This window comes from Marinicrinis lubricantis, from assembly GCF_042658665.1.
In the GTDB taxonomy this organism is placed as follows: Bacteria; Bacillota; Bacilli; order Paenibacillales; family KCTC-33676; genus Marinicrinis; species Marinicrinis lubricantis.
Genome location: NZ_JBHSQV010000010.1, coordinates 110,001 through 133,593 on the forward strand (window position 1 = coordinate 110,001; position 23,593 = coordinate 133,593).

Below are 23,593 nucleotides of genomic sequence, written 5' to 3' on the forward strand. Positions count from 1 at the left end.
CTATTTTCTAATTTTTTGTTGAACTATGAAAGCGCTTCTGTATTATTAATTGTATCAGCGTAAGCCCTGTGGTCTATAGACCAAGGTTTTTGGAAAGATGCCACTTTATTGACTTTTACGAGGGTAAAGGAGCCGAGATCCATGCGTTTAAAGTACAGCACGTTCCGAAGAATTACATTGTTTATTTTCCTGCTGCTCATCCCGATTATGGTGCTGTACGCCATGTCCAATCGTGTCAGTGTCCAAGTTCTTACAGAGGAAGTCACCTCCTTGAAACAGAAAGACCTGGACTATTTTGCGAACGATATCAATAAGACGGTAGACAGCATCTCGACTCTAGGCTTCATCTTAAGCCAAGACATTCACATACAGAAGCTACGCCACCTCCACTTACTGGAAACGAAATATGAGCTTACGGAGGAAAAGCTTCGAATGCTGGAGCGTCTTCAGCTGCTCAATGTGACAGGCACCTGGGATACGCAGTACAGCATCATGTCACCTGAAAATGAGCAGATTATATCCACGAGTTCGACGTTGTTTTCCTACGATTTGGATATGCTGCGGGAAAGATACAGTCCCGTATGGGAATACAAAACGTTAACGTTCATGGGATCGACTGGCAAGTGGTTTTTGCGCCATATAGTGAAGCCGGTCATTGATCAGACCGAGCTGGAGAACGCCGGTCTCATCGTAGAGCTTTCATTTCGAGAGGAGGATCTCGTGCGCGAGCTGGATCAGTTCAAGGTGGGCGGCAGCGGAGATCCATTCTTGTACGGTCCCGGCGGTGAGGTCATTTTGAACCGAACGGCAAATAGTGAAATGGTAGAACAGATCACCCAGCGTATCCGCGAGGAAGGCGCACTCGCATACAGCAATCGCATAACCGAGTTAAACGGTGAAGATTATTTGATCGGCAGCCGGGAAATCCCTTCGCTCGGCTGGTACGTCGTTGACTACATTCCGCTTCAAAGCATCGTGCAGCCGATACATAAAAGCCGAAATTTATTTTACGGTTCCATGGCCCTGCTGCTCGTCATGAGCGTCGTCGCCGCCTATTTGCTGTATAAAAATGTCCAGCGGCCGATTGTGCAGCTCATTCGCGGCGTTCAGAAGCTGAAAATGGGAGATTACTCCGCTAGAATAACCTCGGACCCGAAAAATGAGTTTACGTTTTTATTCCATCGGTTCAATGAAATGGCAGCAGAAACGGAGCAGCTCATCCAAAAGGTTTACGTCGAAGAAATCCGTGCACGGGAAGCGAATTTGAAGCAGCTGCAGTCGCAAATCAACCCGCACTTTCTTTACAACTGCTTCGCCCTGATCCGAAGCCTGACAAGACTGAATAAGAAAGATTCTGTGATGGAGCTTGTCCTCCATTTGAGCAAATATTACCGCTACACAACGAGAGTCGAAAAGCAATCTGCGTCGTTAAAGGAAGAGCTGGATCTCGTGGAAAGCTATTTGAAAATCCAGCAGCTTCACATTCAGCATCTGCGTTTTGAGATGCACGTCCCTTCCTCGATGTGGAATTTGGAAATTCCTCGTTTGCTGCTGCAGCCGCTTGTGGAGAACGCAGTGCTGCATGGTGTAGAACCGGCGGATAGCGACGGTCTCGTGCAGATTTTGGGAGAAGAGTCGGAAGCATTTCATTGCATCCACGTTATCGATAACGGCGTCGGCTTGACGGAATCGGAGCTGGTCAAGCTGGAAAAAGACATCCATTCTGCGCCGACAGAGGAAACCGGATGCGCACTGTGGAACATACAGCAGCGATTGCGTCTTCAATTCGGCGATCAGGCCAAATTACTATTCAAGCGAAGAGCCGAAGGCGGTCTGAAGGTGACCGTACAATGGCCGAAAAGTCCCCATTCTATCCAGCCACTCGAGATAGAAAGACAAGGAGAGAACTGAGCATGCATCAATTGTTAATCGTAGATGACCAAATCGATTTAGTAGATGATTTAGCTGATATGCTGCCTTGGCATGAGGCTGGAATTGATAAAGTGCATAAAGCCTATTCCGCACAGGGGGCACTAGAGATCGTACAAGCACAGCCGATTGATATCGTCATTACAGATATCCGTATGCCGGGCATGTCCGGCCTCGAGCTGATCGAAAAAATCCGTGCTTCCTGGAAAAATATCAAGTGCATACTTTTATCCGGCTATTCCGACTTCGAATACGCCCAAAAGGCACTGCAGCATCAAGCGAACGATTATTTGCTCAAACCGGCGGACGATGAGCAGCTTCTGGATGCGGTACGCAAAGCCGTCCGGCAAATGGAGGAGCAGTGGGGCGAAATCAGCTCCCGGCAAAAGGCACTCGTTTCGCTGAAGGCGCATATACCCGTTCTGCGCAACCATTTGCTGCTGGATTTGCTCAGCAAGCGGCGTTATACCGATGAATCGATTGCCGATCAATTAGAATTGCTGGAAATCCCCTTCTCCCTCGGTCACCCCGTCCTCATGCTGTTCCTGCGGATGGAAGGCCAGTTTTACCGATACGACTCATCGGATACCGCCCTGATGGAATTTGCGGTTACGAATATGGCGGATGAGATTTTTTCAGACGAATTCCATCTATGGGGTACCAAGGACGCTCATGATTATATGGTCTTTCTCATCCAGCCCAAGCAAGCGGAAGGCCGCGGCAAGGACATTACTACCGATGAAATTGAACGAAAAGTGTCCCAGCTGCAGCATTACGTTAAGCTGTACTTAAAGGGAACGGTCTCCGCTTTTCTGCATCAAGCGGGCCGCTTTCCTGCAGACATCGGAAATATGTATGATACCGCGCTGCTGCACTTTCTTCAGCGCATCGGCAGCGAAAGAGAGCTGCTCATCACCTACACGGGAGAAGCAGGGAGAGGAACGGCTAACTCGCTAGGTCAGCTGTACGAGCCTCCTCTTCTTGCCCATCTACTAGAGGCTGGTCAGTGGGAGATGGCAGCGAGCAAGCTGAATTCGATCTTTGATGAATTAGAGCAGCATTGGGGCGAATCGCATGAACATATTCTGGAGACCTACTTTACGATCATCAGCATGTTCAGCCATTCCGTTCATAAGAGTAAAAGGTGGCTTGCAGATATTATGGGCTCCGAATTCGACAAGCTGGTCAGCGGCGTGCATTTTCATACCGTGCAGCAGCTCCGCGAGTGGACCTTCCACATCCTTCAAAATTATGCAAAAGATATGTCCAACGAACAGAAGGATACACGAAAGGATCTCGTCAAGCAGGTACAGGAATATGTCACTTCCCATTTGGACCAGGCCACCTTGCAGTCCATCGCTTCCCATGTCTATTTGAATCCTTCCTATTTGTCGAAGGTATACAAACTGGAGACGGGCGAAGGCATCAGCGAATTTGTATTCCGAATGAAGATGGAACAGGCAGCGCATTTATTGCAATCCACAAATGAGAAAATTTATGAAATCGCTGAGCGTCTCGGCTATCAAAAAACGAGCTATTTCATTAAGGTGTTTAAGGATAAATACGGCCTGACTCCACAAGAATATCGAGACAAAACGAAATAAAAAAAGTTCATGCGAATGTTCATTATTCCCACGAGATCCAGGTCAAATATTCATAAATATAGCGGAAAATATAGGAAGTGGAAACAGAGACTAAGCATTCATGTCGGATCATGTCAATTTTCCCTCTGTTCTAATTTAAAAATATAGAGTATATTATTAGAAGAATTTATCATTTGTCGGAAGGATGAACAAATATGTTTTGCAGCAACTGTGGAAGCCAGATGTCAAACGATTCGGCTTTCTGCCCAAATTGCGGTACAAAAGTAACACCAAGCGCGATTCCGCAAACAACGGATACACCGAATGAGGTTGAACCGTCCAACACAGCACAGCAGCCTCCAATTGCACCACCTGCAGCACAAGCGCCATATGCTGCCCCTTCACCAAGCAGTCCGGTAGGAAAGCTCTCTAGAAATCAATTAATCTCCATCGTCGCCGGCGCTGCTGTCATTGTGATTATCGCCATCATCTGGCTGACAGGAGGAAAAGATCAATCTTCTCCTGAAGCTGCTGTAAAAAGCTTCATCGAAGCAACCGATGATGCGGATGCGGAAGCTATGCTTGAGCTGTTCCATCCAGATTCGATGCCCGGCGGAGATGCGACTAGAAAGCTTGCCGCTGCGGCTTTACAAGCACAGCTGGAAGAAAGCGAAATGGACGTAACCGATTATGAAATTCTTGATGTCGAAGAAGATGGCGATTACGCTTCTGTAACGTACCGCATCGAATATGAGCAATTTGGGGAAAAAGATGAAGAAGAGGATACCCTGGAACTAGTTAAGGAAGATGGCAAGTGGTATCTGGACGAAAATTTGGGATTTTAATCCTTTGATAAAAAAACGCCGCAAGCCTGAATAAGGGGCTGCGGCGTTTTGTAGTTAGATTCGTTATTCATCATCGCTATGGCATCATCGGCCAACCATCACAAGACAGTTCACCCTTCGGTCAACCAATTTTGCAAAAGCTCAGCAAAGCGCTTCTCTCCTTGAGCGGAGCGATGAATCCAATCGATAAAATCTGTCGTTTTCCACTCTATATCCATCTGGTTAAAGTCCCGGAAGCGAACATTGTCCATATCTTTAAACAATGCCTCCATTTGCTTGGTGTAATTCGCCAGCTGGGGAGCACTTAAACAAGTATTTTTTTCAATTTCAGTAAGCATATACGGCGGTACATAAATATAAAACAGCTGATCGGGTCTAGCAGCGATCCAATTTTTAAGCTCTATTAATCTAGCTTCTAATTCAGGGTCCATAGCAGATTTCGGTATAAATAACGGTTTCAGCTCATCGATTCTTCTGGCCAGCGCCTCAGGATCCCTCGCCGTGTAATCGGCAAATGATGGCTTTAAATATTCATCGTCCTGATTCATGTCCATGCCAAGCGCCGCCAGCCCCGTGCTGTAATCCGGAATACTGGCCGTTAAGAGCTCCTTGAGACCTGTGTATTCCTTTGAGTCTCCCCAAAAATACTGCAGCTGAATCGCAACCTGCGGCTCATTCACATCTTGCATTACATATTTCATGAATGGAACCATGTGCGTCGTTGTGAAGCCAGGTACTCCGAAGTTAAACGTCTGAATTCCCGTCGTCTGTTGAATGATCGAAGAGGCAGTCTCCAGTCTTCCCATATAAGAACCCCATGTGGTCGAATCTCCGAAGAAAACGATCGAATTGGCATCCTGATGTTGTTTCAAGTAAGAAACCCATGCCGGTACCTTCTCCATCATGGCTGCATGCGGAAGAGTCAAACGATACTGGCTGACGAGCTCCGGGGTTGCCGCCCAATTTTTCGTGCTTTGACCGCTTAGAATCGTAATCGTTTTTGTCTGCGCATCATACTGTACATTCGCACCTAATGATTCGCTGATAAAACGCAGTGGAACGAACGTCTGTCCCTGCACGATGCGTCCCGGGGTTGCTGAAAATGTCACTTCCCTGCCGTTCTTGAGCGCCTCTGTTTCACCGATCGTATACATAATTTCTGTCTGGTGCTTCACTGCTGTTACTGTCTGGGTAGCGTTATCCCAGCTTGTTATCGTCGCGCCCAGTCCTTCGAAAATTTTTCTCATCGGAACGAGTGTCGTACCTTGAATTGCGACCGGCGGCACATCAAACTGCAGCGTCTTTCCGTCTAATATTACTTTCAGCGCTGCCTCCTGCGCGTTGACCACGGTCCCGCCCCAACCCGCGAGCGGAAGCAAGGTCACCGACAGGGCAGCTAACGTCATTCGTTTCATCCATCTCAATGTGCACCCCTCCTTCTGTTATTTTACATAGAGAATAAGTTCGGCACAATCTTTAGGACCCTTTATGGCCTAAATAGCGAAGACCGAATAGGCTGAATAGGACAATATCAAGTTCTCATAAAGTAACAAAGGAGGGGATGCATAATGAAAATTACCGTTCAATATATACCCCTAAGCAAAATACACCCCGTCAAGAGCGACATTCCGATGACTTCTTCTTTACGCAAGCTTCGCACCTATATGTTGGACTGTATGCACTTATTGGTCGTCCGCAAAAATCAAAAGGACGGCAGCTATACGTTAATCAGCGGCTTTGACCGGTATGTGTATCTCAACAAGCATTCGAACCAAAAGCTAGCTCCATGCATCGTTGAAGATAAGAAAAGATCAGGACGGGGGAAGGAGAAATCATGGTTCCAGCGGTGGAGAAACCGATCTGTTCAAAAGCACATTCCTTCGAAATATGCAAGCCGCATGACACCGGTCAGCTGGTCGATCCTGCGAACATTCTTCAAGCAGGAACGGCGGCGCTATAAGCAGTTATCCCGCAGCCAACAGCTTAAAGTGCTTACTTTGGGGATACGCCATAAAAGAACGGTCCTCCGCTCGATGAAATCAGAGATCGACAAAATGCTGTCTAAATAGCTTGCGGCAGGCGAGAGGCTGTTTCGTTCAGCGAATGCCTATGATCGAGGCCGGTTGTTCAGCTGCTCTTGAGCGATGCGAATCATTTCCTTCACCATTCTTCCACCGATCTGGCCTCCTACTTTTCCCGCATCTTCCGTCGTCAGATGCCCATTGTCGCCAGGTCTAAGAGGAACGCCCACTTCCCTTGCTGCTTCATACTTCACATCATCAGGACGATTCGGATCTACCGGATACCCCGCCCTGCTCATCACATCCGACTTCAATTGTTTCATTTCCTGCTCCACGCCGGGTACGGCATATCTTCTACTTCTACCTCTTCTTGACATCCTTATCACATCCTTTGTAAATACTGATGTTCTCTCTTTTAACTTTCCCTGCCATTTGTAAGAACATCCAACTCTGCTTATTTTGCCAAAACCAACTGGAAAACTATACTATTCCCCACTCTGCAGGTTGTCGAAAGCGGCCAAACATGATAACCTTTTATCTGGAATGTTACAAGTAACCCACCAAAGTGAAGCAAAGCTCCGAACCCTAATCGTCCGTGTGAATGATTTCATTCGATCCGGCGTCAAAGGCATAACCGCGTTTCGGCCGAGCTTTGACATGACGTTGATGGGACCCATAACCACCACAAGGTTATGAAAGATAGCTTTCTTTATTATCAAGAAAAGAGGAATTGGATTCATGAAGAAAATTGGTCGTAACCAACCTTGTCCCTGTGGGAGCGGAAAAAAATATAAAAAATGCTGTCTTGAGAAAGACCAGGCGAAGCTTTATAACCGCCCTGCTGCTATCGCACAAGCTGAGGAAGCATCGGTTTCTGCTGTCACATCTAAGCCTGTTTCCGACTTGGACATGCTGCTCGAACCTGCCCATTGGGAAAACGAATCGTATCGTGAAGTGGCCCAGCTGCTGGTCAATGAACTGTCAGATCGTTACTCGTCTGAGTTTGCCGAGAAGTCTGTTCGTCTATGGAGCGATTTCTCCGAGAAAACGCAGCCGCAGGTCAGAAAAGTTCAGGTATATGCCGCTGCGATCGAATACTATATTGCAACGAACATGGAAGGGCAATCGCTTACGCAATCCGAGTTAGCGGATCGCTACGGAGTTTCCTCCGGCACCATTTCGCAAAAAGTAAAAGCGTTGAACGACTTCAGCGAACAGCATCAAGCTGTCAGCTAGGTTGAATCCCCCTTACCTCCTATTTTCAACTGACAAGGTTTGGGATGATATTGTTATGCAGATCAACGATGGACAATTCCGATCATCATGCATCTACATGGACGAAGGACCCCGGTTCACGATGATGATCACGTGAAACGAGGTCCTTCGTGCGTTTTTCTTGGTTTAGGCCAAAATTTCCTTACTTTAACGGCTATATGGAAACCGCTGTATCCCCCAGCAGCGTATGGACATGCACATACTCCGTACCATGTGCGTCAGCGACGGCCTTATAGGTCACCTTTCCATTCATGACATTAATGCCTTTCGCCAATGCCTGATTGTCACGTGCCGCCTGAATGCATCCCTTGTTCGCGATTTGCAGCCCGTACGGAACCGTCACATTGGTTAAAGCCATAGTTGAAGTGCGGGCCACTGCACCCGGCATGTTGGCAACAGCGTAATGAACGACGCCGAATTTCTCATAGGTTGGAGCGTCGTGTGTCGTAATCCGATCGATCGTCTCTATCGATCCGCCTTGGTCAATCGCAACGTCAACGATCACGGAGCCCAGGCTCATCTGCTTAACCATTTCTTCGGTAACTAGGCGCGGCGCCCTGGCTCCTGGAATCAGAACCGCCCCCACCAATAAATCAGCCTGTCGCACCGCTTCCGCGATATTGTACGAATTGGACATCATCGTCTTCACACGGCCTTGGAACAAATCATCCAACTGGCGCAGACGGTCCGGATTAATATCGAGGATGGTCACGTCTGCCCCTAAGCCCATCGCCATCTTGGCTGCATTGGTGCCGACGATGCCCCCGCCGACGATCGTAACTTTGCCGGGAGCGACGCCGGGAACCCCGCTGAGCAGTACACCTTTTCCTCCATGTGCCTTCTCCAGAAAATGAGCACCGATCTGTATCGACATCCGTCCAGCGACTTCGCTCATTGGTGTCAAGAGCGGGAGGCTGCCGTTTGGCAGCTGAATCGTTTCGTATGCGAAAGCGGTCACCTTGCTCTCCATCAGCGCCCTCGTAAGTTCCGGCTCCGGTGCCAGATGCAGATAGGTATACAGGATCAATCCTTCTCTAAAATAACCATACTCCGCCGGAAGAGGCTCTTTGACCTTAATGACCATGTCCGCAGACCAAGCATCCTCCGCCTTCAATACGATGCGAGCGCCTGCCTGCATATAATCTTGATCCGTAAAGCCGATCGCATGGCCTGCATGTGTCTCTATAAGCACTTCATGCCCTGCGCTTGTGAAAGCATGAACGGCACCCGGCGTGAGTCCAACACGATATTCATGATTTTTAATCTCTTTGGGAACTCCGATTCTCATGATGTATACACCCCTTTTATTGTTGATAAATGACCTCTTTTAATGTGCGGACGATAAAGTCCACATCCTCATCTGTAGATGACAACGGCGGTGAGAGCGTCAATACATTGTTATATCCTGCAACGGTATCTCCATTCTTGCCAATAATAAGACCTCTCGCTTTGCAATCGGCAATTACCTTCGTCACGTCCGCAAGCGGCAGCGGATGCTTCGTTTCTTTATCGAGCACAAGCTCAATGCCCATCAGGAAGCCAAAACGGCGAATGTCTCCAACGAGCGGATGATCCAGCAGTTCTTGAAGCTCCGTCTGCAAACGTTCGCCAAGCATTCTGGAACGTTCAACTAACTGCTCCCTTTCCATAATCTCCAAATTTTTAAGCGCTAATGCGCAGGATGCGGGCGTCCCTCCGAACGTATTCACATGGCGCAAATAGCTGTAATCCGCTTGATCCTTGAATGCCTCGTAGATTTCCTTGCGGACGGCCGTAGCCGATAACGGTAGGTAACCGCTGGTCAAGCCTTTCGCCATCGTTACAATGTCCGGCTTGATGCCGAAGTTCAAATGGCCGAACTTTTCGCCGGAACGGCCGAAACCGCAAATGACTTCGTCGATAATGAGAAGAACGCCGTGCCTCTTGCAAATGCTTTCCACTTCTTTCATATATATCGGATCCGGTACTATGACCCCTCCACCGGTAATCGCCGGTTCCATGATGACCGCGGCAACCGATTCCTTGCCTTCCCACAGAATCGTTTCTTCAATTTCACGAGCGCAAAACCGTTGGAATTGCTCTGTACTCATTCCAGCAGGGCGACGGTAGCTGTCAGGCGGTCTCACATGGACAAATCCGTTCCCCAGCGGCTCGTATTTATATTTGCGCTGCGCCTGTCCCGTCGCTGCTAAGGCTCCCATGGAGTTGCCGTGATAAGCACGGTACCTCGAAACAAACTTATAACGGCTGTGCCCGCCGGTTTGCTGATGATACTGCCTTGCGATTTTAAAGGCTGTCTCATTCGCTTCCGAACCGCTGTTTGAGAAGAAAATGACATATTCGTCCTCCAGCCATTCATTCAGTTTTTCAGCGAGCTGGACGGCCGGCAGGTGACTTTGTGTCAGCGGATAATACGGCATCTTGGTAAGCTGTTCGTAAGCCGCCTTGGCCAGCTCTTCCCTTCCATACCCCACATTGACGCACCATAATCCTGACATGGCGTCTAAATACCGGTTGCCGTTCATATCCGTGATCCATGATCCTTTGCCTTCCGTCACGACCATCGGCTGCGATTGCTCGTTATACGGCTGCATCGCATGCCACAAATACCGCTTGTCTTTATCCGCGATCTCTTTTATGTTTTGATCATAAGACATAGATTAATCCTCTCCCTCGTGACCTTAATAGCGTGCCGTCACCATTTTTTTGCGGGTATAAAATTCAACCCCGTCTTTGCCGTTGGCATGCAAATCACCATAAAACGATTTCTTGTACCCCGAGAACGGGAAGAATGCCATCGGTGCGGGAACGCCTAAGTTAATGCCCAGCATGCCGGCATCGATTTCTTCGCGGAACTGACGTACCGCTTTGGCGCTATCCGTATATAAGCAAGCGCCGTTCGCAAACTCGGATTGATTGGTGATGTCGATCGCTTCCTGCAAATCCTTGGCTCGCACGATCGACAGAACCGGCGCAAAAATTTCATCCTTCCAAATTTTCATGTCCGTCTTGACTTGATCGAAGATGGTCGGACCGACGAAGTACCCTTCCTGCTTCACCGCCTCATCCTGTCTGCCGTCGCGGATCAGCACGGCACCTTCTTTCTCGCCGATCTCAATATAATTCAGCGTTCTGGCTTTATTCTCGTCACGGATCACCGGACCTAAGAACACTCCTTCATCCAGGCCGTTCCCGATCTTCATCTCATTCGCCGCCTGAACCAAGCGCTCAATTAACGGCTCGGCAGCCTCCCCTACGGCAACAACGACCGATGCGGCCATGCAGCGTTCTCCTGCCGAACCGAAAGCTGCACCGATAATATTCGTCACGGCATGATCCAAATCGGCATCCGGCATGACGATGGAGTGGTTCTTTGCGCCGGCTAACGCCTGCACTCGCTTGCCGTGGGCCGACGCGGTCTTATAAACATACTCCGCTACCGGCTGGGATCCGACGAAGGAGATGGCCTTTACTTTATCATTTTCAAGCAGTCCGGTCACAACGTCGTGTGCTCCGTGCACAATGTTCAACACGCCGTCCGGCAGCCCTGCTTCCTTGAACAGCTCCGCCAAACGATTCGCCAATATCGGCGTGCGCTCGGACGGCTTCAGCACGAATGTGTTGCCGCATGCGATGGCGAGCGGAAACATCCAGCAGGGGACCATCATCGGAAAGTTGAACGGCGTAATTCCGCCGATGACGCCCAGCGGATAACGATACATCCCGGACTCGATTCCCGTGGCGATATCAGGCAGTTGGCTGCCCATCATCAGCGTCGGGGCTCCTGCCGCGAATTCAACGCATTCGATGCCGCGCTGCACTTCCCCCATCGCCTCCGCATAGCTCTTGCCATTCTCCATCGTGACGATTTGCGCCAGCTCCTCCCAATGCTCTACCAGCAGCTGCTGGTAACGGAACAAGATCCGCGCTCTGCGAGGCACTGCCGTGCGCTTCCAGCTCTCAAAAGCCTGCTGAGCTGCTACCACCGCTTGATCCAGCTCTTCTCTCGAAGAGATCGGGACAACTGCGATCGTTTCCCCGGTGGCTGGATTCGGAACCGTCTCCGTTGTTCCAGAAGTGGACTCGATCCATTTTCCGCCGATCCAATTTTTCAATTTCGTATCATGATTCCATTGCAGTGGCTTCATTACATTCATTACATTCATTCCTTTCGATTCATGCTTGTTCAATAAGTGAGTTCTTTTCTTGTAATCACAGTATAATGGGCCAAAAATCCAAATACATTAGACAGGTTGTTAGGAAGAACCACCGATCTTTTTACATTCCTTTCATTCGGTCAAACAATTCGGTTTGCCGCTGTGAGCGGGCTGAAGATAGACGAAAACCGCGTCCCGAACAGGACGCGGTTTCCTACTCGCAGAAGGACGATCCTTCGGCAAACCGATGCCGCTGGCTGCAGCCAGCCGATTTATCTTAGGAATTTGTTTCGTTTGATGAACTGTCCGCTTCCGCTGCTTCCTACAAATTGCTTGTCTTTTACAACGAAGTTGCCGCGGCTGAGGACCGACACCGGCTCACCCGTTACTTTCATCCCTTCGAACGGATTGTAATCGGCGGCCATATGATGCGTTTTGGCAGAAATCGTTCGTTCCACCTTCGGATCGAACAGCACGATATCTGCGTCACATCCTACGGCAATCGTTCCTTTCTTCGGAAATAGGCCGAACAATTTTGCACTTTGTGTAGAAATCATGTCTACAAATTGATTTAAGGTAATTCTGCCTTTGCACACACCCTCTGAATACAACAAGCTGAAGCGGTCCTCAATGATAGGTCCGCCGTTTGGAATCTTAGAGAAGTCGCCGCGGCCCAGTTCCTTCTGTCCTTTAAAATCAAACGAGCATTGATCCGATCCGATCGTCTGCAGCTGTCCGGATTTTAACGCATTCCACAATTCCTCTTGATTCCACTTCTCCCTAAGCGGAGGAGACCAAACATATTTCGCTCCTTCGAAGTCGGGTTTTTCTAAATAAGACTGATCGAGCAGCAAATATTGCGGGCACGTTTCACCGAATACGCGGTAGCCTTTTTGCCGGGCTGCGGCAATCTGTTTCACAGCTTCAGCACAAGTGACGTGCACGACATACAGCTGCGAATCGGCCAGCGCAGTAAGGTAGGCCGCGCGCCCCGTCGCTTCCCCTTCCAATTCAGCCGGCCGGGTAAGTGCATGGTAGATGGGATCCGTATTCCCCGCGGCTAATGCCTCATTCGTTAAATATTCGATGACGTCGCCGTTTTCCGCATGAACCATAACGAGCGCCCCGTGTTCTCTAGCCGTCACCATCGTCCGAAACAAGGTGCTGTCATCCGCCTGGAACACATTTTTGTAGGCCATAAACACCTTGAGCGACGTGATCCCTTCTTCCTCAATCACCTGCGGAAGCTCTTCCAGCACGTCATCATTGATTTCCGAAATCATCAGGTGAAAGCTGTAATCAATCGAAGCTTTGCCTCGCGCTTTTTCATGCCATGTTTCAACCGCTTCTTTTAACGGCCGGCCTTTGGTCGTCAAGCAAAAGTCAATCACCGTCGTGGTTCCTCCGAATGCGGCCGCCTTCGTTCCTGTTCTAAAGTCGTCCTTCGTCGTCGTCCCTCCGAACGGCATATCTAAATGCGTATGCGGGTCTATACCGCCCGGGAACACATAGAGTCCGTCCGCCGAGATCACCTCGACTCCTGTTTCATCGAATGCTGTGCCGATCGCCGTTACGATTCCATTCTCAATGAGTACATCCGCCTGATACATATCTGCCGCGGTTACAATCGTTCCGCCTTTGATTAGCTTCTTCATCCTTTGCACTCTCCCATCATTTTTATGGTTTGCCTGCGATTACGACTTTGCAGCCATACGATACGCGGTGCGGTACAGCAGTTCAGTTCCCAAGGCTATATCTTCAGCAGCCGCGAACTCTTCCGGATTATGGCTGATGCCTTCTTTACAGCGAACAAAAATCATGCCGTAGTCGCATACATAGGACATTGTCAAAGCGTCATGGAAAGGGCCGCTCATCAGCTCCGGTACGGCCATCCCCATCTCAGAAGCTTCCTCTCGCATCATTTGCTTAATCCATTCGGCACAATACCTAGGATCGCTTTTCGTATCCTCGGTAATGGTGTATGATAGACCATGCTCCTTCGCCGCTTGATCAATGAGAGCGTAAAGCTCCATCTCCAGCCGATTACGGCGATCCAAGTCTATATCTCGTAAATCTACGGTAAAGACAACCCGCTCTGGAATGATATTGCGCGAATCCGGGAATAACGAAAGTTGACCTACCGTCGATACCGTCGGCGCCCCCTTCTCCCGTACAGCTAATTCGTTCAATCCGGAAATCACCTTAGCCGCACCAACTAACGCATCTTTGCGCATATGCATAGGAACCGATCCGGCATGACCAGCATAGCCCTTGAATTCCACCGTTAGCCAGATTGGCCCGGATATGCCGGTTACGATACCAATGGGCTGCCCTTGATCTTCTAATACCGGCCCTTGCTCGATATGCATCTCCAAGTAAGACCCGATACTACCCTCCGGATATTCGGAAGCGGCGAAATCATCCGGATCGCAGCCAAATTCCAAAAGAGCCTCCCGCCGCGTCATGCCGTTCTTGTCCTTCCGTTCCAGTTCGTCTTCTTCCAGCTTGCCCAAAATGCCCCGAACGCCGAATAAACCTTTATTAAACCTAGAGCCTTCTTCGTCCGCGAAGGCTACCACTTCTACTGGCATGTCGGGTACGAACTGCCGCTCAGTAAAGCTTTGAACAACCTCCAGCGCGCCGAGCACACCGATGACGCCGTCAAATCTTCCGCCATACGGCTGGCTGTCAATATGCGAGCCGAGCATAAGGATCGGCGCATCCGGATGTTTTCCTTCCAAGCGTCCGATCAAATTACCGAACGCATCAATGCGAGCCGTCATCCCCGCTTCCTCAAACCATCCTTTCACAAGCTCCACGGCCTGTCGGTCTTCCTTTGAATGAGCCAGGCGGCAAACCCCGGTCGTGCCGATTTTGCCGATTTGGGACAATTGTTCAATTCGCTGCTGCAGCCTCTCTGCATTAATGTGCATATCCTTGCTTCCCCTTCCCTGTCAAAGTATCCATCGTAAGCTTCTGTCATCAAATATGACGTTTGAAGCATACAAGCGGTGGAATTCATCGTTTATCACCCGATATCACACTATCGAATGTAATAATAATTTACATAATAACTTGATATCAAGCGACAAAAAAAGTTAATGTTAGGTTATATATCATTATATCATCATCAGAATGGCGGGCATTAGACAAAATGTCAAATAAATAGCCGAAAATTTTCACAGCCATGTTACACGTGCTCCAATGGACACTCGTTCCTTCCAGCAATCCTAACATCAAGCCCGTCTTACACTCTGCATGCGCCCTCCGAATCCGCGAGCTTATCCGGATGCAGCATTTGATAAGCTCGCAAAGCTACCTGCAGAGCCAAGCGATGCTCTGAATTCATGATTTCTTTCCCTAACAATTCGGTGATCTTCTCTAAGCGGTAATAAAGCGACTGCCGCACAATAAACAGCTTTTGCGCAGCCAGCTGCTTCGAGCCGTCGTGGTCCAAATACACCTTCAATGTCCGCAGCAAGTCGCCTCCTTTTGCCTCGTCATAATGAATCAAAGGCCCTAAATAACTGTCAATATACTGGTGCAGCACTTGTTTGTCTGTCAAATTAAATAGAAGTCTATATACACCCAAGTCTTCGAAAAACAAAATCGGTCTGCCGAAGCAAGGATAAAGCGCAAGCGCATGAATCGCTTCCTGATAACTCTGGTGAGCATGGACCAGTCCCGTTCTTGATCCTCCAACCCCCACCCTGAATACCAGTTGTCCTAACTGTTCATCCTTCTTCACCCGCTCCAGCGTCTCGAATACTTGAGCCAGTCCCTCCTTCGATGAACGATGCGAAAGGACATCCACCGCAACAATCACTAAGCCGTTTTTCTTCAGGGTCATGAGCGGAAGAAAGCCTTGCTGCTCAAAGGACGCACGAAGCACCATGGACAAATGCACGCCGGCGGAATCCGCTTCCAGCTGTGCTAGCTTCCATTCGTGCTCACTGGTGACATTATGCTCATATTCGATCAGACAAACCCGGTGACTGGCTTCATTCAGCCTATCAAATTCACTTCCAAGCAAGCTTTGGATTCTCTCCTCATCCTTCATCCGAAGGTGAAGCAGATCGTCTACCCACAAATTTTCGGTGTACAGCTTGCGCTCCTCCATAAACCTCGTACGCAGCAAGTCTTGGGCGATCGAAATTACAGCCGAGTCTAAAATTAAAACATCATACTCCTCTGGCGGATGATCCAGAACCATAACAACATGTGCCCATGTGCTCCCCAATGCACCGGCCGGCTGGATCAACACCTTCTGCAGCCCGTAATCCCATTCCTGCAGTTCCCCGTCTTCGCTTGAATTACTCTCTTGCAATTTTGTATATACGAACTCCATCAGCTTATATTGATCGTGAATGCGCATCGCCGGAGCAAAGAAAGGCTTTCCATCTGCAGGGAAATATGCGATTTGCGAAGAGGTGCTGGCGTGCAGCCGTTTGATAACCTTCGGGATCCCTTGTGACGTGAGCGTCAGCCTTTGAAATTCCCTTGATCTGCTCTCCAGCTCTTTTAGTAATTTATGATGACGATTAATGATCAACGAGTGAACGTCCTGCGTCAGATCCACGAAACGAACCTGACGAGGAAACACAATGAGCGGAAATTGCAAACGATCCGCCGCTTCTTTCATCTCCTCCGGTATGTCTGGAAACTGCTCGCTGATTTCGATGCACAAGCACGATGCATGCTGTCGAACGAGCCCTTCCACATAAGCGACAAGCGAGCCTGTATTCTTCGGAAAGGAAATGCCTGTCGTCAAAATCATCTCTTCTCCTCGGATTAGATGCTCCACATTCGACACTTCCAGAATATGAACCCACCTTACCCGGCGATGCAGCCCTTGTGCTCCAGCCGCCACATAAGCTTCCTGAAACAGCGGGCGGCGCAATACCTCCTGCACGGTCAGCTTGGATTCCATCTCCATGTCTTTCCCTCCCTTTTTGTCAAAATTGAAATAAAAAACCGTCCCTTTGGCAGGGACAGTCTAGACAAATTCACAGCAGCCAGCTATACAACTCTTTTCAAGAAATGTTCCAAAAATGACTTCTCGTCCACACCTACACACACTTGAATGTTAGGCGCTTGATCCGGCAGAGCGATCGTCTGACCTTTGCTGCTACCTTCCGTTTCCACGCGGACATGCATAGGCACTTCTGTGACAAACCCAGGACAGATGGCAGCTCCAACCGCTAATGGATCATGCAGTGCACAGCCGCCGATACCCGGATAAAATCCTTTATAGGCCTGTATATAAAATTCCGTCATGTCGGCGAAAAAACGGGAAACACTCGTATTTTGGGCACGCCAATGGTCCAGATGCCTCAGCGGAAGCAAGGTCTGCATCGTCACGTCGAGACCGACCAGCGTCAGTGGAATGCCCGAGCGAAATACGAGATCCGCGGCTTCGGGATCTGCATAAATATTCGCTTCAGCCACCGGCGTTACATTGCCGGGAACCTGCACGGCTCCGCCCATCACAATGACCCGCTCAACAAGATCCACAATTTTCGGCTCCTTCTGTATCGCTAATGCCAGGTTGGTGAGCGGACCTACCATAATGAGCGTCACCTCATGCGGATGTTGGCAAACTTGTTCCCATATAAAGTCGGGAGCATACTTGCGCTGTGCTTTCCGCCGGGGTGCAGGAGCGGCTGCGTTCCCCAACCCGTTCTCACCGTGAACGTGATAACTGTAAGGATGAGGATCGGTGCGAAGGAGCGGCTTTTCAGCCCCCGGTATGACCGGTGCGTCACTTCCCAGCAGCTCCAGAATATATAAGGTATTTACCGTCGCTAGTTCAACAGGTACATTGCCAAAGCATGTCGTGAAACCGAGCAGCTGAAGCTCTTCGGATCGGCAAGCGTAGGCAATCGCAAGTGCATCGTCCACTCCTGTATCCACATCCATAATGACCGATTTCATTCCAATCACGCTCCCCGCATCTTACGCCTTAGACGCAAGATGAGCATAGTTTTGCAGTGCTTCACAGAGCAAATCCCAGAATTTCGCATGGTCCAGCCCCAGCGCCACATTCACATTCGGCTCTTTGCCAGTAACGCCGAGCATATCGACGACCGTCATCCCATATGTAAACTCGCCCTTCGTTTCTACATCTACATGCAGTTTACGGCACTGGAAAATACTCGGATCGATACAATAAGCAACACTGCACACATCGTGTACAGGCGGATCTTCAAAACCAAACACATCTTGATAGGTTTTGCGGAAAAAGATCAGAAGCTCGCTGACGAAACCAGCTACCGGATTATCAATATCAGCGATGCGCCCGCTTACTTCCGGTGTTGCCAGCGCTTGGTGCGTGACATCGAGCCCCATCATCGTAATCGGAACTCCGCTCTCAAATACCACTTTGGCCGCTTCCGCATCTACAAAGATATTAAATTCCGCCGCCGGCGTCCAATTGCCGAAGGAGCCTCCGCCCATCAGTACAATTTCTTGAATTTTCGGTAAAATTGCAGGCTCCCTGCGCATCGCCATCGCAATATTCGTCAGCGGCCCTACCGGCACTAACGTAATATCCCCATCGGATTCCAGCAGCTTGCGAATGATCAGATCCACCGCATGATCTGGAACGGGACTTAATGCAGGTTGAGGGAGCACCGGACCGTCCATTCCGGAATCACCGTGGATATCCGCAGCCGTTTCACGTTTTCGTACTAACGGTTGACCTGCCCCCTGAGCTACCGGCACATTTCGAATGCCCGCAATTTCACAAACCTTCAAAGCGTTCAAGGTTGTCTTATCCAATTCGGCATTGCCTGCGACTGTTGTGATCGCCACCAAATCGATGTTTGGATTTCCTGCGGCCAGTAATATCGCTATGGCATCATCGTGTCCTGGATCACAATCGATAATGATTTTTCGTTTATTCTCTACGCTCATCGTTGTCATATCCCCTTATATCATGAATTTAAAACTGCTTTATCGTTCTTATGTTGGCAGCCAAGATCGTTTTGCTTCGTGCCAAGAACGAGGCTTACTATCCCTTACGCACGTTCAAGCTTGACTCCGACACTCTTGCGCTGCTTGCGAATAGCAAAGATGATGAGGGCAATAATGGTTACCACATACGGGACGATTTGCACGAATTGGCTCGGAATCGGACTGTCTGGTATCGTCTGCAGCAAGGTTTCAAACGTTTTGGCCAGACCGAATATGAACGAACCGATCAATATCCCGATCGGATTTCGATTGCCCAATAAAACAACTGCCAGTGCCAGAAAACCTGTTCCCGCCGTCATATCTTTGACAAACATGCTCGTCATTCCCATGGAAAGAAACGCTCCGGACAAACCGACGAATACACCGCTCCAAGCAAAAGCCGAATACTGCAGTCTGCGTACACGAATACCTACCGATTTGGCCGACTCCGGCGCTTCCCCAATCGCTCTCAAATGTACGCCGTACGGTGTACGGTACAGCATATAGAAACAGAACACGACGGACAGCAGGGCTATCCATACCATCAGGCTGTGCCCGCTCAGCAGCTTCCCTAAGTAAGGAATATCCTCCACAACAGGAATGTGAATCGTAGGAATTTTGCTTAAGTTTGTTGGATTGTAGCTTCCTGTCACATTGAAAATTTTACTCATTAAGAAGATCGTAATCCCGGAACCGAAAATATTGATGGCAAAACCGGTAATGATTATGTCGACTTTCATTTTCAGATGGAAAAATCCCATCGCATACGATATCAGCATACAGATCAGCACACCGCTTACAACGCCTAAAGCCCAGTTGTCTGTTACGGAAGAAACGGAAATCGAAGTAAAGGCGGAAATGAGCATGAGCCCTTCCAAACCGATATTCGTCACTCCAGTCACATCGGAGATCAGCCCTCCCAGTGAAGCGAGCAGGATCGGCGTCATCGAACGAAGCAGTACATAGATAATGGTAAGATCGGCAATCTGCATCCATAAATTAGACCACATTCGCATTCACCTTCTTTTCACGGTTTCGCTTCTGCTGCTTCAGCATCGCTCTTTGCTTCAAGTAGTTAAATACGGCTTGCGCAGACACGAACAAAACGAGAAGCACTTGGATGATGACCGACAGTTCCCTGGAGACATCGCTCTCCGCCTGCATGACTTGCCCGCCAACCTGAAGGTAGGCATAGAATAGTGCGGATAACAAGACGCCAAGCGGGTTGTTTCGCGCAAGCAAAGCAATGATAATGCCGTCAAAACCTAAATCCGCCGAGAAATTATCCTTATACGTGCCGTGGATGCCAAGCAGCTCCACAATACCTGCCAACCCAGCCAGCGCTCCGCTGATCATGACACTGTAAACGATGATACGCTTTGTCTTAATGCCGCCGTACAAAGCAAACTTATCGTTTTTTCCAACCAGACGAAGCTCATAGCCCAATTTCGTCTTATACAGAAGCAAATACACCACAATCACCGCTGCAACAGCAATAAATATGCCGTAATGGACCGGAAAAGAATTCGATATTTTGTGCAGCAGCAAGTCTTTATCAAAATAAGGCATCCTCGCATATCCGCCGCTTTCCGGATCCTTAAACACGTTATTCACAAAGTAGGAGGTTAAAATAATCGCCACATAATTCAGCATCAATGTAGTGACGACCTCATTGGCGTTCCAGCGCGCCTTGAGCACTCCAGGAATCGCCCCGAACAATGCGCCGCCTATCATCGCGCTGACGAGAATGACGGGAATATGCACCCACGGGGAAAGACCTGGGATATATACCGCAGACAACGCCCCGATAAATCCTCCGACATATAACTGCCCTTCCGCCCCCATACTAAATACGTTGGTTTGGAAAACAACGGCCAGCGCAAGGCCGGTAAAAATGAGCGGTATCGCTTTATTGATCAGCGTACTCACATTGAACGCATTGGAGAACGGACCTAGAATAAATGCACTGATGGCTTCAATCGGTTGTTCGCTGACAAACAAAATGATGATGAATCCGCACAGCAAAGCCATCACGGCAGCTCCAATGATGCCCATTAAATCAAGATACAGAAATCGCTTCTGATTCATCCGCTGCCGCCCCCTTCTTCTTGATGCCCAGCATGTAATAGCCAATTTCCTGCTCTGTCAACTCGCTTGTATTATTTAGAACAGCTACCAGCTCCCCGTTATACATCACACCAATTCGGTCGCTTAAGCTCATAATTTCCGATAGCTCTGCGGAAACAAGCAGCACTGCAGTGCCCTCATCCCGCTTTTTTATGATTTCTTTGTGAATGAACTCGATCGCTCCAATATCGACTCCGCGCGTAGGCTGTGAAGCAATGAGCAGCTTTGGATTTTTGGCGATTTCACGGGCGATGACCACCTTCTGCAAATTCCCTCCGGACAATGACCCGGCCATAATCTCCTCATTTTCTGCTCGCACGTCGAAAGTTTCCATTAAATCTCGAGCGAAAGCCTTCAGCTTTTTTCGATTCATAAATGGACCCGTCTTAAATTCCTTCTGTCCATAAACATCTAAAATGATATTCTCCTCTATCGTCGATGTTAGACACGCCCCTGTCGTCTGCCGGTCTTCGGGGATATGCCCGATTTTCATTTTACGGATCTCACCGATCGATTTGCCGAGAAGCTCTTCCTTTAAATAGGTGACATGCCCTCCGGTCGCTTGTTTCAACCCGGTGATCACTTCAACTAATTCCGTCTGGCCGTTACCTTCCACGCCAGCAATGCCAAACACCTCGCCCCCCTGAATCTGGAAGCTCACTTCTTTTAAAACCGGAAGTCCCTTTTCATTCACCGCACTTAAGTTATGGACTTCAAGAATGATATCCCTCAGCTGCGGCTCCTGTTTTTCCACTCGAAGCAGCACATCGCGTCCAACCATCAAGCGGGAAATCTCTTCCTTATTCGTATCTTTCGTCATCAGCGTCTGCACGGTTTGTCCTGCTTTCAGCACGGTGATGCGGTCGGAAATTTCCATCACCTCGCGCAGTTTATGCGTAATAAATATAATCGTATACCCCTGTGATACAAGCGATTTGATGGAATCGAACAGCTCGTCCGTCTCCTGTGGCGTAAGTACAGCGGTTGGCTCATCCAAAATAATCAGCTTCGCTCCGCGGTACAGCACCTTCAATATTTCAACCCGCTGTTTTTGGCCGACCGATATCGAATCTACCACCGCATTAGGGTCCAGCTTCAAGCCAAACTGTTCAATCAAATGGTGGATTTGGTTCAATTCGGTTTTTCGGTCACGAAACACTTTAAACAGCCCTTTACGCGGCTCGTCTCCCAATACGATATTTTCGGAAACCGTCAGTGAAGGAGCCAGCATAAAATGCTGATGGACCATGCCCAGCCCTTGATTAATCGCATCTCGCGGACCTTGAAAACGTACTGCCTCTCCTTTATATTTGATCGTTCCGCTTGTTGGATTTTCCAGACCAAATAATATTTTCATCAATGTCGATTTACCTGCGCCATTCTCGCCAACGAGAGCATGAATTTCCCCTTCGTGCACCTCGAGATTCACTCCTCTATTGGCCATCGTCCCATTCGGATACGTTTTATGAATATCTATCATTTCCAGCAATACAGCCATTGGAGCCAGCACCCCCGTCATTGGGATCTTTACTGCAGCCCGGGGAGGCAAGCCTCCCCTTTGCCGCAGCAGTCATGTTTTTACCTATTCTAGAATGGATTCCACTTGAATTTCGCCGCTAAGCATTTTACCTTCAATTTCAATCATTTGATCTTTAATGGATTGCGGAACATATTGATCGAAATGCTCATCTTTCGCAAGACCAACGCCGCCTTCTTGTACGCCTAACACTTCAACGGTACCAAATGGCAGTGTTCCGTCGATATACTTGGATAAGGCGCGAAGCACTGTCGTATCCAGATTCTTCATCATCGAAGTAAGTACGCTGCCTGGATACAGGTAGTTTTGATTGCTGTCTACGCCAATGGTATATTTACCTTCTTCACTTCCTGCCTCCAGAACACCTAGACCGGCTGCTGCAGCCACCTGATACGTGACATCTACATTTTGCGAGTTAAACTGAGCTAGTGTCAGCTCTTTCGCCTTTGGTGCATCAACAAAATCTCCGATAAAGGAGCTGACAACCTGAATTTCCGGATCCACATATTTCGCGCCTTGTTCGTACCCGGATCTGAAGTCGTTGATGACAGGAATGTCCATTCCTCCCACAAAGCCGATAACCTTATCTGGATTCGATGCTTCAAGTTCCGTGCTTGTTGTCACCAGTGCGGCGAATGCCCCCGCTAGGAACGATCCTTCGCTCTGGGAGTAAGTCATGGAATATACATTCGGCAAATCACTGATGGCATCGTCGAAGAAAATGAATTGTTGATCCGGGTATCTTTGTGCAAGATCCGCTACAATTTCCGTCGTTTGACTCGTTCCCACCAAGATGACGTCGTACTCCTTGCTCGCTACCATCGATTCAATACCAGCAGCCCAATCAGCCTGATTCGAGCCGCCCTCAATGGTTTTACCTTCGACGCCAAGCTCGATCTCTGCTCTTTCCAAACCGCGCTGTACGGAATCAAAGAAGGACTTGTCCCCCAGTGTGGCATTCACATAATAACCAACCTTAATCGCCTTTTCCGCAGCGTTGTTGCTTGAGCTGCCTCCCGAGGATCCGTTTGCGTTCGTGTTGCCGCCGTTGTTGCTGTTGTTCCCGCCGCATGCTGCCAACAATGCCATCACGGCAACTAAGCATACAGCTAACATCGTTTTCGCTTTTCTCTTCATACATCTCTCTCCCTTTTTTATGATTAAT

General features: G+C 49.0%; 19 protein-coding genes. 5 read left to right on the forward strand and 14 right to left on the reverse strand.

Annotated elements, in window-relative coordinates; genetic code table 11:
* Window positions 1-141: 141 nt before the first annotated feature.
* The 3 genes from ACFPXP_RS02035 (at window position 142) to ACFPXP_RS02045 (ending at window position 4,357) form a co-directional block, all read left to right on the forward strand.
* Window positions 142-1,911, forward strand: a complete 1,770-nt coding sequence (locus ACFPXP_RS02035) for a sensor histidine kinase (protein ID WP_379891904.1) — start codon at window positions 142-144, stop codon at window positions 1,909-1,911.
* A 2-nt stretch (window positions 1,912-1,913) separates the two neighbouring features.
* Window positions 1,914-3,533 (forward strand): response regulator, encoded by a 1,620-nt coding sequence (locus ACFPXP_RS02040; RefSeq protein WP_379891906.1) that lies wholly within the window; start codon window positions 1,914-1,916, stop codon window positions 3,531-3,533.
* A 194-nt stretch (window positions 3,534-3,727) separates the two neighbouring features.
* Entirely contained in the window at window positions 3,728-4,357 is a 630-nt protein-coding gene (locus ACFPXP_RS02045) for an Rv0361 family membrane protein (RefSeq protein ID WP_379891907.1), read from the forward strand.
* A 110-nt stretch (window positions 4,358-4,467) separates the two neighbouring features.
* Here ACFPXP_RS02045 and ACFPXP_RS02050 read toward each other — a convergent pair whose 3' ends face one another.
* Complete coding sequence (locus ACFPXP_RS02050; RefSeq protein ID WP_379891999.1) at window positions 4,468-5,772, reverse strand: stalk domain-containing protein; 1,305 nt, start codon at window positions 5,770-5,772, stop codon at window positions 4,468-4,470.
* A gap of 153 nt (window positions 5,773-5,925) precedes the next feature.
* On the opposite strand from ACFPXP_RS02050, the gene ACFPXP_RS02055 reads away from it, so the two are divergent.
* The gene (locus ACFPXP_RS02055) at window positions 5,926-6,426 is read left to right on the forward strand and encodes a hypothetical protein (RefSeq protein ID WP_379891909.1); all 501 of its coding nucleotides are present in this window, start codon (window positions 5,926-5,928) and stop codon (window positions 6,424-6,426) included.
* A 38-nt stretch (window positions 6,427-6,464) separates the two neighbouring features.
* Here the strand turns inward: ACFPXP_RS02055 and ACFPXP_RS02060 are convergent, their stop codons facing one another.
* On the reverse strand, window positions 6,465-6,755 hold the full coding sequence (locus ACFPXP_RS02060) for a small, acid-soluble spore protein, alpha/beta type (protein WP_379891911.1): 291 nt from the start codon (window positions 6,753-6,755) through the stop codon (window positions 6,465-6,467).
* A gap of 361 nt (window positions 6,756-7,116) precedes the next feature.
* Between ACFPXP_RS02060 and ACFPXP_RS02065 the strand changes: the two genes are divergently transcribed.
* The gene (locus ACFPXP_RS02065) at window positions 7,117-7,614 is read left to right on the forward strand and encodes an SEC-C metal-binding domain-containing protein (RefSeq protein WP_379891913.1); all 498 of its coding nucleotides are present in this window, start codon (window positions 7,117-7,119) and stop codon (window positions 7,612-7,614) included.
* Window positions 7,615-7,807: 193 nt separating this feature from the next.
* Here ACFPXP_RS02065 and ald read toward each other — a convergent pair whose 3' ends face one another.
* From ald to ACFPXP_RS02125, 12 genes are all read right to left on the reverse strand, one after another.
* On the reverse strand, window positions 7,808-8,941 hold the full coding sequence (ald, locus tag ACFPXP_RS02070; RefSeq protein ID WP_379891915.1) for an alanine dehydrogenase: 1,134 nt from the start codon (window positions 8,939-8,941) through the stop codon (window positions 7,808-7,810).
* Between the two features lie 16 nt (window positions 8,942-8,957).
* Complete coding sequence (locus ACFPXP_RS02075; RefSeq protein WP_379891916.1) at window positions 8,958-10,310, reverse strand: aspartate aminotransferase family protein; 1,353 nt, start codon at window positions 10,308-10,310, stop codon at window positions 8,958-8,960.
* A 24-nt stretch (window positions 10,311-10,334) separates the two neighbouring features.
* Window positions 10,335-11,810, reverse strand: a complete 1,476-nt coding sequence (locus ACFPXP_RS02080) for a CoA-acylating methylmalonate-semialdehyde dehydrogenase (protein ID WP_379891918.1) — start codon at window positions 11,808-11,810, stop codon at window positions 10,335-10,337.
* Window positions 11,811-12,082: 272 nt separating this feature from the next.
* Window positions 12,083-13,465, reverse strand: coding sequence for a dihydropyrimidinase (gene hydA, locus ACFPXP_RS02085; RefSeq protein WP_379891920.1), 1,383 nt, complete (start codon window positions 13,463-13,465; stop codon window positions 12,083-12,085).
* A 39-nt stretch (window positions 13,466-13,504) separates the two neighbouring features.
* On the reverse strand, window positions 13,505-14,743 hold the full coding sequence (locus ACFPXP_RS02090) for a M20 family metallo-hydrolase (RefSeq protein WP_379891922.1): 1,239 nt from the start codon (window positions 14,741-14,743) through the stop codon (window positions 13,505-13,507).
* Between the two features lie 314 nt (window positions 14,744-15,057).
* Window positions 15,058-16,746, reverse strand: a complete 1,689-nt coding sequence (locus tag ACFPXP_RS02095; protein WP_379891924.1) for a PucR family transcriptional regulator — start codon at window positions 16,744-16,746, stop codon at window positions 15,058-15,060.
* A gap of 83 nt (window positions 16,747-16,829) precedes the next feature.
* Entirely contained in the window at window positions 16,830-17,744 is a 915-nt protein-coding gene (locus ACFPXP_RS02100) for a nucleoside hydrolase (protein WP_379891926.1), read from the reverse strand.
* Window positions 17,745-17,765: 21 nt separating this feature from the next.
* A complete protein-coding gene (locus tag ACFPXP_RS02105) occupies window positions 17,766-18,725 on the reverse strand; it encodes a nucleoside hydrolase (RefSeq protein ID WP_379891928.1) in 960 nt (319 codons plus the stop codon).
* 104 nt (window positions 18,726-18,829) lie between these two features.
* Window positions 18,830-19,774 carry an ABC transporter permease gene (locus tag ACFPXP_RS02110; RefSeq protein WP_379891930.1) on the reverse strand — a complete coding sequence of 315 codons (945 nt, stop codon included), beginning with the start codon at window positions 19,772-19,774 and terminating at the stop codon, window positions 18,830-18,832.
* Window positions 19,764-20,852, reverse strand: a complete 1,089-nt coding sequence (locus ACFPXP_RS02115; RefSeq protein ID WP_379891932.1) for an ABC transporter permease — start codon at window positions 20,850-20,852, stop codon at window positions 19,764-19,766. The genes ACFPXP_RS02110 and ACFPXP_RS02115 overlap by 11 nt, the downstream gene beginning before the upstream one ends.
* Complete coding sequence (locus tag ACFPXP_RS02120; RefSeq protein ID WP_379891935.1) at window positions 20,824-22,389, reverse strand: ABC transporter ATP-binding protein; 1,566 nt, start codon at window positions 22,387-22,389, stop codon at window positions 20,824-20,826. Before ACFPXP_RS02120 ends, ACFPXP_RS02115 begins: the two co-directional genes overlap by 29 nt.
* Window positions 22,390-22,473: 84 nt before the next feature.
* Window positions 22,474-23,565 carry a BMP family lipoprotein gene (locus ACFPXP_RS02125; protein WP_379891937.1) on the reverse strand — a complete coding sequence of 364 codons (1,092 nt, stop codon included), beginning with the start codon at window positions 23,563-23,565 and terminating at the stop codon, window positions 22,474-22,476.
* Between the last annotated feature and the right edge of the window lie 28 nt (window positions 23,566-23,593).